The 10,475-nt window shown below is 58.7% G+C and carries 10 protein-coding genes and 1 rRNA gene; 2 read left to right on the forward strand and 9 right to left on the reverse strand.

What is annotated here, in order from left to right; all coding sequences use genetic code 11:
* The 9 genes from NQ050_RS10670 to NQ050_RS10710 all read right to left on the reverse strand — a co-directional run.
* Positions 1–69, reverse strand: a 16S ribosomal RNA gene (locus NQ050_RS10670); the annotation flags it as partial.
* A gap of 435 nt (positions 70–504) precedes the next feature.
* The gene (locus NQ050_RS10675) at positions 505–1,437 is read right to left on the reverse strand and encodes a hypothetical protein (protein WP_257039328.1); all 933 of its coding nucleotides are present in this window, start codon (positions 1,435–1,437) and stop codon (positions 505–507) included.
* A 4-nt stretch (positions 1,438–1,441) separates the two neighbouring features.
* On the reverse strand, positions 1,442–2,197 hold the full coding sequence (locus NQ050_RS10680) for an ATP-binding cassette domain-containing protein (protein WP_257039329.1): 756 nt from the start codon (positions 2,195–2,197) through the stop codon (positions 1,442–1,444).
* Positions 2,194–3,270: an iron chelate uptake ABC transporter family permease subunit gene (locus tag NQ050_RS10685; protein WP_257039330.1), complete on the reverse strand. Its 1,077-nt coding sequence runs from the start codon at positions 3,268–3,270 to the stop codon at positions 2,194–2,196. The genes NQ050_RS10680 and NQ050_RS10685 overlap by 4 nt, the downstream gene beginning before the upstream one ends.
* Complete coding sequence (locus NQ050_RS10690) at positions 3,263–4,324, reverse strand: ABC transporter permease (protein WP_257039331.1); 1,062 nt, start codon at positions 4,322–4,324, stop codon at positions 3,263–3,265. The genes NQ050_RS10685 and NQ050_RS10690 overlap by 8 nt, the downstream gene beginning before the upstream one ends.
* Positions 4,325–4,482: 158 nt before the next feature.
* The gene (locus tag NQ050_RS10695) at positions 4,483–5,499 is read right to left on the reverse strand and encodes a siderophore ABC transporter substrate-binding protein (RefSeq protein ID WP_257039332.1); all 1,017 of its coding nucleotides are present in this window, start codon (positions 5,497–5,499) and stop codon (positions 4,483–4,485) included.
* A 277-nt stretch (positions 5,500–5,776) separates the two neighbouring features.
* Complete coding sequence (gene mgtE / locus NQ050_RS10700) at positions 5,777–7,144, reverse strand: magnesium transporter (RefSeq protein ID WP_257039333.1); 1,368 nt, start codon at positions 7,142–7,144, stop codon at positions 5,777–5,779.
* Complete coding sequence (locus tag NQ050_RS10705; RefSeq protein WP_257039334.1) at positions 7,141–7,887, reverse strand: trimeric intracellular cation channel family protein; 747 nt, start codon at positions 7,885–7,887, stop codon at positions 7,141–7,143. Before NQ050_RS10705 ends, mgtE begins: the two co-directional genes overlap by 4 nt.
* 82 nt (positions 7,888–7,969) lie before the next feature.
* Positions 7,970–8,314, reverse strand: coding sequence for a DUF2200 domain-containing protein (locus NQ050_RS10710; protein WP_257039336.1), 345 nt, complete (start codon positions 8,312–8,314; stop codon positions 7,970–7,972).
* 71 nt (positions 8,315–8,385) lie between these two features.
* Between NQ050_RS10710 and NQ050_RS10715 the strand changes: the two genes are divergently transcribed.
* Positions 8,386–9,702, forward strand: coding sequence for an MFS transporter (locus NQ050_RS10715; RefSeq protein WP_257039337.1), 1,317 nt, complete (start codon positions 8,386–8,388; stop codon positions 9,700–9,702).
* A gap of 126 nt (positions 9,703–9,828) precedes the next feature.
* Positions 9,829–10,392, forward strand: a complete 564-nt coding sequence (locus NQ050_RS10720) for an NADPH-dependent FMN reductase (protein WP_257039338.1) — start codon at positions 9,829–9,831, stop codon at positions 10,390–10,392.
* Positions 10,393–10,475 lie beyond the last annotated feature (83 nt).

Below are 10,475 nucleotides of genomic sequence, written 5' to 3' on the forward strand. Positions count from 1 at the left end.
CCGTTCGACTTGCATGTGTTAAGCACGCCGCCAGCGTTCGTCCTGAGCCAGGATCAAACTCTCCACAAAAAACAAGAAAAAACATTCCTTGCAAACATTGTTGGAAAGCCCAACAACTGGCAAAAAAATAAACAATGCGTGTGAGGCTCCGACGAGGAACAACCCCACACACAAAAAACAGTTTCAAGCTACAGTATTTTCACAAGCAAGCCACACTTGCCCGGTCAACACCACAACACAAAACCAAAAAAACAAATAGTACAAAAACAAAAAATATTTTAAGTACATTGGCACACTATTGAGTTCTCAAACAACCACCACACACCCCAGCAACCAACCCACAACAAAAAAGGGGAAAGCCGCCAAAAGCAGTGAAAAAGGTTTCGCCAACCGCATGTTTTCCTCCCGCCAACACTTCACCAAACACAAGGGTGAAGGGGCGCTGTCGGTCGCGGCGACTCACATAAAGTTACACACAACCAACCAACAACACAAATTCGCTGGTTAAACCGTACTTTTGCGCACCATTTGCAACATGCAAATCACGAGCAACTCGCATACCGTCTGGCACACCACAACCGCCGGGGTCATTGGGCCCGGTGCAACGCTCATGGCAATGGGCAGCACAACCAGGGAGTTGCGGGTCATGGCGCTCATGGCAACTGCGCGGCGCCGCACCAAAGCGAGACCACTCCAGGCCCCCACTGCCCCACCAAGCAGGTAGGCGGCAAGCGCGAAACCTACATAAAACACCGCCAGCGGCGGTAAATCATCAGATTGTGTGATCGCGCCCCCATAGCCCGCAGCGATGCTGCCGAGCACAAGCCACATGGCTGGGTCCATGGCTTTCTGCGCCGCCACCAACCATTGAGGATTCAACCTGCGCACTGCCCACACCACGCATAGGGGAAGCACCAGGAACACCAGCGCAGCGTGAAGGATCGGCCAAAGCCCCACTGGGCTGAGCTGTAATTCCCATTCCGCGCCAACAAGCAAACCGAAAACGCTCAGCCACAAAGGCACAGCCACCACTTGTCCCAGCAACAGCAATGGGGTTGCGCGCAGGAGCTGGTGATAAGCCGCACCGGCTAGCTTGCTAAAGGGCACTACGTAATCGATGCAAGGTGCTAAGAGTACAAGGAGTGCGGGCAAAAGCACGGCGGTTGGCAAGTCCACGATCCCCTGCCCTACAACAAGCAGCACCGCAAGCAGCACTGGAACTCCCAGGAAATTTGCCACCGCGAGCGCGCCAAGGAACCTGGAAAACCCTGGGCGCGGGTGCGCGTCGGCAGGCAATGCTGCAAAGGTGAGCACCATGAGGAGGAACAATGCAGGGGCCACCACCCCTTGCACCGCTAAGGCTCCCGCCATCGGCAATACCTGCGCGAGCAGTAAGCCAATGGCTACAGCGGAGAGGTAACCGAGGGCTTGCGTCATGCGTCTAGTGGTAGCACGCGATGGGGCCGGTGGGACCTTCGATCACCTTAATGTCTGTGTTGAAGATGGGAGTCAGGATTTCGTCACGCATGATTTCGGTAGGGGTGCCGAACTCCACTACCTTGCCGTCTTTGACCGCGCAGATGTAGTTGGCGTAGCGGGCGGCGAAGTTGATGTCATGGAGCACCACAATGATCGTGCGGCCGAACTCCTTCGCGGCCAGCTCGAGGTGGCGCATCATTTCCACGGAGTGGGAGATGTCTAGGTTGTTGAGGGGCTCGTCTAGGAGCACGTAGTCCGTTTCTTGGCACAGCACCATCGCCACATAGGCGCGCTGTCGCTGCCCGCCGGAGAGCTGATCAAGGTAGCGGTTTTCCAGTTCGCGCAGGTCAAGGAAGTCAATATACTTCGAAATGATTTCCTCATCGGCGCTCGTCAGGCGCCCCTTTGAATAAGGGAAGCGACCAAATCCCACAAGCTGGCGCACCGTGAGGCGGGTGATGAAGTGGTTTTCCTGGCGGAGGATGGAGAGCACTTTCGCAAGGTCTTTACTCTTGGTACTGCTCACATCGAAGCCCGCTACGCTGATCGCACCTTCATCAAGGTCCAGCAGGCGGCCGATGAGGGTGAGCAACGTGGACTTGCCTGCGCCATTGGGACCGACCAGCGCCGTGATTCCACCACTGGGGATTTCCAGTGAAACCGGCCCAATGTGCACTTCATCGTTGTAGTTCTTGGCAACGTCTTGGAGCTTGATCACAGTCGGCCCTTTCGCAGGATCACAATAAGGAATACGATGCCGCCCACCAGCTCGATGATGATGCTCACCACGCCCTGGGCATGGAACACATGATTCATTACAAAGTAGCTGGCGGTGAGCACAAAGAAGCCAATAGCAAAGGCCATTGGGAAGATGAAGCGGTGGTCATAGGTGTTCGCCGCTTGGTAGGCCAGGGTGGCAACCAGGAAGCCCAGGAACGTCATCGGGCCAACAAGCGCGGTGGAGGTAGCCATCAAGATTGACACCATGACCAGGATGAAGACGGAAAGTCGCTTGTGACTGAGGCCCAAGTTCGCGGTAGCTTCGCGCCCCAGCGAGAGCACGTTGAGCGCGCGGGAGGCCAGGATAATCGCGCCACCTGCCAGCACGATCAGCGGGATTGCAATTGGGTAGTATTCCGCATCCGCGTTGTTCACGGAGCCAAACAGGCGTGCCGTGAGAACATCAAACTCACTTGGCGTGAGCAGGCGCTGCATGAACGTGGAGATGGACCCCAAGCCGCCACCAATCACGATGCCCACCAACAACATGGCGTGCATGTTCGCGGTTCTACTAGTGAGGAGCCAGGAATACAACACCAGTGAGAGTCCCACCATGAGCAGCAGTTGCACCACGAACATTTCCAACGTCCGAGCGTTTGTGAGTCCCACCGCGCCGAAGAAGAAGATGGTAGAAGTGTGAATCACGCGGTACAACGCCTCAAAACCCATGATCGAGGGCGTGATAATCCGATTGTTCGTTACCGTTTGAAACGCCACAGTAGCTATGGCCTGGCAGAACGCCACAATCACCATTGCTACCACTGCATTCATGCGGCGCTCCGCAATCAGCCAGAACTGCCTGGTGCCAAAGGGCATAGGGTTGCCGTACGCCAAAAGGCCGAACGCACAAAGCAGGCCAATTGCGATCATCGCACTCAGCATCAAGTAGTAACGGCGATACTGAACTGCGGACTGGAAGGCGCCGGAACGACGCGCACCGGGCGCTTCGCTGGACGGCGTCGGCACGCGGGTATCCGCTGCAGGAGAAGAGGGGGAGGCGAGTTTAGCCATTGCGGGTTTGCCTCACAATCAAAACTACGAACACCACTGCACCTACGATGCCCAGGATCACTGACACCGGGATCTCGAAGGGGGCATTAATGGTGCGGGCCAGCAGATCACAAATGGTGACCAGGGCAATGCCTGTGAGGCACACCCACGGGAGGTTGGAACGCAGGTCATCACCGCGGATGATGGAGACGAGGTTTGGCACGATCAGGCCCAGGAATGGGAGGTTGCCCACCACAACTGTGACCACGCCCGTTGCCACCGCAATCAGGCTGGTTCCGATGATCACCATGCGCTGGTAGTTCACACCAATGCTGGTTGCCACCTCTTCACCGAGGCCGGTGGCGGTGAGCCTGTCCGCGAAGATAAACACCGCGATTACCACGGCGAGCACCACCCAAAGCACCTCGTACTGGCCTTTGTACACACTCGTGAAGCTGCCCTGAAACCAGATTCCAAGAGACTGCAGCATGTTGGTTTGCAGCGCGAAGAAGGTAGAGACTGCGCTGACCACGGCACCGAGCATGATGCCGATAATGGGGACCACCAGTGAAGTGCGCAGGGAAACGCGGCGGAGGAAGAGGAAGAACACCATCGTTCCCATGAAGGCGAACAGCACCGCTGCCACCATGCGGTCCAGCACGCTAGCCGCCGGGAACACCACCATGCACAGCAAAAGGCCCAAGCCCGCCCACTCCGTAGTACCGGTGGTAGTGGGTTCTACAAAGCGGTTTTGGGTGATGAGCTGCATCACCAGGCCAGACATCGCCATCGCCGCACCCGCGAGCACCAATGCAATGGTGCGCGGAACGCGGGTGATGCCGAACATGTTGAGGCCATCTTCCGCCTGGAAGATGTCATACTGCCCCACCAGCAACGAAGCCGCGAGCAGCGCAATCACCGCGATGGTAGCTGCGATCAGCTTGAAGTCCCAGAGCTTGGGGCGGGTCACTGCGTGCGGCGCGGTGGCACCATGCGCGGCGACATCCGCCGTTGCCGCCGCCGATATTGGTGCCTGGGCTTGTGCCGAAGCCGGTGATGGAGGTGGTGGGGTCATGTGGTGACCTTTGTTCGGTGTGTTATGGGTGTTGTGGCTTTCACGCCGAAAAGGGATCGCGGTGCCAAGGCGCACTTTCTGGGCGCGGTGGAGGCACTGGGCGATCCCCTTCTCACAGGGCAAATCCCACAAGACGAATGCGGGCTGTGTGAGCGGTGTTAGCTATTTGCCTGCTCGAAAGCGTCAGCGATCTGGTTGAAGATCTCGGTGTAGGTGATGATGGACTCGTTAGTGTAGGTGTCTGCTGGAGCAAGCACCACGCGGTTGTCCTGAACTGCAGCAACGTTCTGCAGCGCTGGGGAGGCTGCGATCACGTCCAGAGCTGGGGTGTAGCCTTCCTCGGTTGCGGCAGAGGTTGCGCCGTCGCGGTCCAGAACGAAGATCCAATTAGGGTTGGAGCCGGCGATTGCCTCCACGGAGATGTCGTCACCCTCGTGGTTGGAGGATGCGCCTTCCACCTCCAGAGCTGGGGTGAGGTTGAGGATGTCAAACACTGGGCCGAAGGTGCGGCCGACGGATGGGGCGATGTAACCAACCTCGCCGCCGGAGACGTTCACGGCCATCACGGTGTCTGTGCCGTTGTATGCCTCCTGGGCGCGGGCGATTGCGGCGTCGAGGGCGTCGGCCATTTCCTTAGCCTCGGCCTCCTTGCCAAAGATCTTGCCCAGCTCGGTGACTTGGCGCTTGAGCTCGTCTACCAGTGGCTCGCCTTCGCGTGGCTCAAGGTCGATGATTGGCACATCGGGATTGAGGGTCTTCATGTCTTCGTAGTACTGGGAGAAGCGCTGGCCAGAGATGATGAGGTCTGGCTCGGCGGCAACCAGAGCCTCCAAGTTTGGCTCACGGTGGGTGCCCAGATCAACGATTTCCTCGTTGCCCTTGATGCCCTGAACAGTTGCAGGGACCAGAGTCTTTGGAGCGGCCACCACGTTCACACCCCAGGCGTCCAGGATTTCAAAGGTGCGGTTGTCCGTTGCGGCAACGCGCTGAACTGGGGTGGTGATCTCCACGGTGCCAAAGTTGTCTTCCACCGTCACAGTGGAGGTTGCTGCGGAGGATGCAGAAGCAGAGGCGGTGTCAGCGGTTTGGGTGCTGTTGTCTGCGCTGCTGCAGCCAACCAGGGCGATGCCAGCGGCGATTGCCATAGCGGAGATCTTGATCAAAGGTGAAGCCATTGCGAGTATTATCTCTTCCTCATTCGGATGCACCGCCACACTTCAGTTACGGCGCACAGTGCTTTTGGAACCAGCCCCAAGAAGTTAGGGCAGCTATACCTACGCAAGGCAACTTACCCAGCCAGACCTAAGTTAGGCAAGCATAATCAACAATTTTCACAAGATTTTTGTGGCGAAAATGGAAAAACCGCACGCCACAGGCTCCTTCAATGACTTCGCCCCCACCCCACCCCCGTCCTAGCAAACCTGCTCATGCAATCCCATTAGTGCAATCCCATTAGTGCAATCCCAGAACCGCGGTAGCAATGCTGAAGTACAGAACCAGGCCGGTGGCGTCGCAGAAGGTGGAGATAAATGGGTTAGAGAACACCGCTGGATCAGCACCAATTTTCTTTGCGATGATTGGCATGAGCCCACCCACGCACGCGGCCATGGTGCACACCGCCAGCAGCGTCAGGCCCATCACCACCCCGATTCCCATGCCGTACACGAGCCCAGCAATGACAAAGCCGACGCCGCCAAGCACCGCACCGAGGGTGGCACCGACGCGGAGTTCACGCCAGATCACTTGCGGGAGATCGCGCACACGCACTTCACCCACGGCAAGCGCGCGGGTCACGGTGGTTGCGGCCTGATTGCCGGTGTTGCCGCCAGTGCCGGTGAGGAGTGGGATAAACAGGGCGAGGACCACCACTTGGTCCAGCTTGTCCTCGAAAATCTCCAACACCTGCACGGTGAGGATGGCGGAAACGGCGAGCACGATAAGCCACACGATGCGCGACTTCACGATGTGCAGGATGGATGAGGAAAGGTATGCCGCAGCCAACGGCTCGGCGCCGCCGGAGCGCACGGCGTCTTCGGTGTCTTCCATTTCCACGATGTCCACGGCGTCGTCGTGAGTGAGGATGCCCACCAAACGGTGTTCCTCGTCCACGATCGGCATCGCAATGAGGCGTTCGTCGAGGAAACGCCTGGCTGTAGCTTCGCGCGGGTCCGTGGCTTTCGCATAGATTGCTTTGCCTGAAACATCGCGCACCAAGGCATGCGGGTGCGCCCCCATGAGCGCCCGGAGACTTACCGCCCCGCACAGTTTGCGCTGCCCCTCCACCACCGGCAGGAGGTAGATGGTTTCAAGGCCATCGAGCTGAGCGCGCACCACATCTAATGCCTGTTCAACGGTGGAATCCGCCGGGATGCCCACCACTTCCGGTGACATGTAACGCCCGATCGCATCTTTGGGGTAACCAAGAACCGTGGCCGTCATGTCCCGTTCGGCGGGGCTCAGCCCCACCATCACGCGGTCCACAACTTTCGCAGGGAGCTCGTCAAAGAGCTCCGCGCGGTCATCCGGGTCCAGGTCTTCCACCACCTGGAACACTTCACTGGACTGCAGCAGACCGATGAGACGTGCCTGACTTCCGGGCTGCAAGTCCTCGAAGACGTCCAAAGCGCGGTCTTTGCTCAGGGAGCGGTAGAGCAACGCGGCCTGCTCCCCCGGCAAGGAGTTGATGAGGTAGGTAATCGCACCGATGTCCAGGGCGTTGGCCACAAAGCCCATTTCCGCCAGTTCGTCTTCACTACCCCCTGCACCCTGGCCAAGGCTCTTGAGGTATTGCTCAAGTTGGGTGAGGTGTTGATCGCTCATTGGGTGCGTTCCTTTTGTGGTTCCTTTTGCTCGCCTACTTCCTTACGTGACTGCGGCACCGATGCGCGTCGGATCCGCACTTTATTGGGGATGTATTCCCGTTTGAGGATGGTCCACTCTGCGTCTTGGTAAAGCCGCCACCCTTTCCAATAGGCGAGGATGGCCATCGCCGAAGCCAATGCGGAGGAAACAATCATGCCGATGGCGTTGAGTTCGAAGTGGTGAAACACCACCATTGAGGCAGCACCTAGAACCGCAGGCACTGCATACAAGTGGTTACCTCCAAAAATAGAGGGCACTTGGCCGGAGGCGATGTCTCGGATCATGCCCCCTCCAACTGCTGTGAGGACACCGAGGAAGATCGCGCTGGCTGGTGGCATGCTGTAGGCCAATGCCTTCACTGAACCCGTCACGGCCCAGACGCCAAGTACAACGGCGTCGGCATGAACTTTGAGCAATTCCCACTGCTTGCCACGGAGGTTAATCAGCAACGCGATGGCCGCGCCCGCCAGGGCTAACAGGAGGTAGTTGGGGTTTTGGATTGCGGCGGCGGTGCCGCGTTGCATAAGCATGTCACGCACCATGCCGCCACCGAGGCCGGAAAACAATGCCAAGAAGAAAAAGCCCACAAAATCAAAGTTGCGTTGACGCGCAATTGTACCGCCGATCATGGCGTTCAGTAGCACACCAATGAGGTCAAGGATTTGGTAGAGATTCCAAATCTGTGGGTCCACTTGAAGCATGGATTTCAAGATAGCAGCGCGCTGCCCAACTCACAGAGCTCAAGCAGGTCCGGTGCAGATTCGGGGCGCGCACCTCGTGCAGCTATCCGCGCAGGATTTTCTCCATGGCCTTGCCCTTGGCGAGCTCGTCGATGAGTTTGTCCAGCATCCTCACCTTCCGCATGGTGGGATCGGGTACTTCCTGGACTTTCACTCCGCACACTGAGCCGCCAATGAGTGCTGCGGAAGGAGGCAACGTGGCGGCGTCGAAAAGCTCCTGAAAACTGCTGCCCGCGGTGATGTGCTGCTCAAGATCCTGCTCGCTGAAACCGGTGAGCCAGCGGATGATCTCCCGAACTTCGGCCTCCGTGCGACCTTTGCGCTGGGCTTTTTGCACGTACAGCGGATTGACATCCGCGAACGGCATAGCTAGGATCTTGTGGGTCATGCTGCCACGATAACCGTCACATCGGCGTTGGGGCAGCAATTTTTTGTGTGTTCTTCAAGAAGCGAGTGTTTATGCGCACCTCCCCAACAACGGCATGGCTGTACCTTGCCTCCGCTGGCCTTTCCATGTTTGGCAACTCCGTGGCGGGCATCGTCTGGCCATGGCTCGTCCTGGAGCGAACCGGAAACCCGCAGGCAGCGGCGATTGTTGCGGCGGCCATCGCCATCCCCTCACTGATTTTTGCCTACTACGGCGGCAACCTCATCGACTCCCTGGGGCGCAAACCCATGTCCGTGGCCTCAGACATCATTTCGGGGTCCTCCGTGGTGGGTGTGATCATTGTGGACCATCTCACCGGACTCAACCTCACTTGGTTCATCATCCTCGGCATCGTGGGCGCGCTCGGTGACATCCCCGGTATGTCCGCGCGCGCAGCCCTCATCGGCGATGTTGCCAAAGCCTCCGGCCGCACCATTGCCCAGCTCAGCGGCATCAACCAGGCGATCATGGGCATCAGCTTCCTCGCCGGGCCAGCACTCGCCGGCTTCCTCCTCGCGGCGCTGGACATCACACAAGTCCTCTGGATCACCGCCGGCTGCTCTCTCGCTGCCGCCGCGCTCACGGCGATGTTGCGCCTGCACTCTCACAGCAGCGAAGGTTCTGAAGGCACGCGTTCCGGAGGCTCGCTTTCCGACGGCACCGCGCCGGCGGATGCCGCGCTTGATTCCGCTGCCACGGCTGGTTCTAGCCCTGTGGCCGCTCCTGTTGGGGCGCCAGGAGTGGATTCCCCAAGCCTGGATGGGTTTGCGGGCTGGAAGAAGGCGCTGAGTTTCCCCGTGATGCGGCTGCTCGCGCTGGACTCCCTGCTCGCAATGATGCTGGTGGTGCCCTACCTTTCCGTACTCATGCCGGCGCATTTCCAGCAGGCGGGTGCGCCACATTTGCTGGGTATGGCGATGTCTGGCTACGCGGTAGGAATGATGATCGCAGGTATCGCAGCCACTCGTCTGGTGAACCATGAACGGCTGACCTGGATTGTGGGCATGACCTTCTACATTCTGGGTTTTGGGTTCATGGGGTGGCTAGAAAACTCCATCGCGGTGATCGCTGGCATGGTTGTTGCCGGCCTTGGCGGCGGCGTGCTGAACCCATTGCAAACTGTGCTAATTACTGAAACCGTTCCGGAGGAAATCCGTGGCCGGGCGTTTTCCATCTTTATGGCGATCAGCCAAGTTGCGGGCCCGATCGGCTTGGCTGCAACGTCGTTATTCTTGGGCTTCAGCAGTATCTATCAGATTGCCGTTGCACTGGCCGTGCTGTGGTTCTTCGCCGCGGTATTCCTTATTATTTGGGGCCTGCGGGTGCTCCCGGCGAAGAGCGCTGCGTAAGGGGCCGGCGGCGCCCTTGGGATTCTAGGCGGGTGGGGACGAAGTGTGTTGCATGCGTGCCCTATGGGTACAATCCCAGCAGTTCTGCAGTTGAATACACACATCATTTGGAGAGAAAGAACAACTATGGCACGCGTTGCAATTGTGTTGGGTTCCACCCGCCCCGGCCGTATCAGCCCCACCGTGGGCGCTTGGGTTCAGCAGGTCCTGCAAGCAGACGCCCAGCAGGGCGCAGTGGAGTACGAGATCCTGGACCTCGCCGAGTTCAACCTTCCCCTGTTCGATGAGCCAAACTCACCAAAGTCCGGCAAGGGTTACGCTTTCGAGCACACCAAGAAGTGGTCCGCTGCGGTAGCCGGCTTTGACGGCTTCATCTTCCTGGTACCTGAATACAACGGTTCGCTTCCAGCGGTACTCAAGAACGCTCTGGACTTCCTGTTCAACGAGTGGCAGGAAAAGCCTGCGAGTTACGTTGCCTATGGTTGGAGCAAGGCGGCTTCCTCCGCCGAGCACTTCCGCACGGTAGCTACCAGCCTGGGCCTGAAGCTCATCGACGAGCACGCAGCACTCCAGTTGCGCTCAGAGATCTACGACGCCGAAGGCAACATCGCTGCCCCATCCGAGGCATTTGCATCCGACGCCACCGACGTCCGCGCAATCGGCGCTGCCTTGGAAAAGGCCCTGGGGTAAGGGACAAAGGCGGTTTGAGAAGCCGGCTAGGGGCGGGCCGGCAAGGGGGTCAACAAAGGGGGGCTCGGGACGAGGACCAGGGC

The sequence above is a fragment of the Corynebacterium sp. 122RC1 genome (assembly GCF_024580955.1).
In the GTDB taxonomy this organism is placed as follows: Bacteria; Actinomycetota; Actinomycetes; order Mycobacteriales; family Mycobacteriaceae; genus Corynebacterium; species Corynebacterium kozikiae.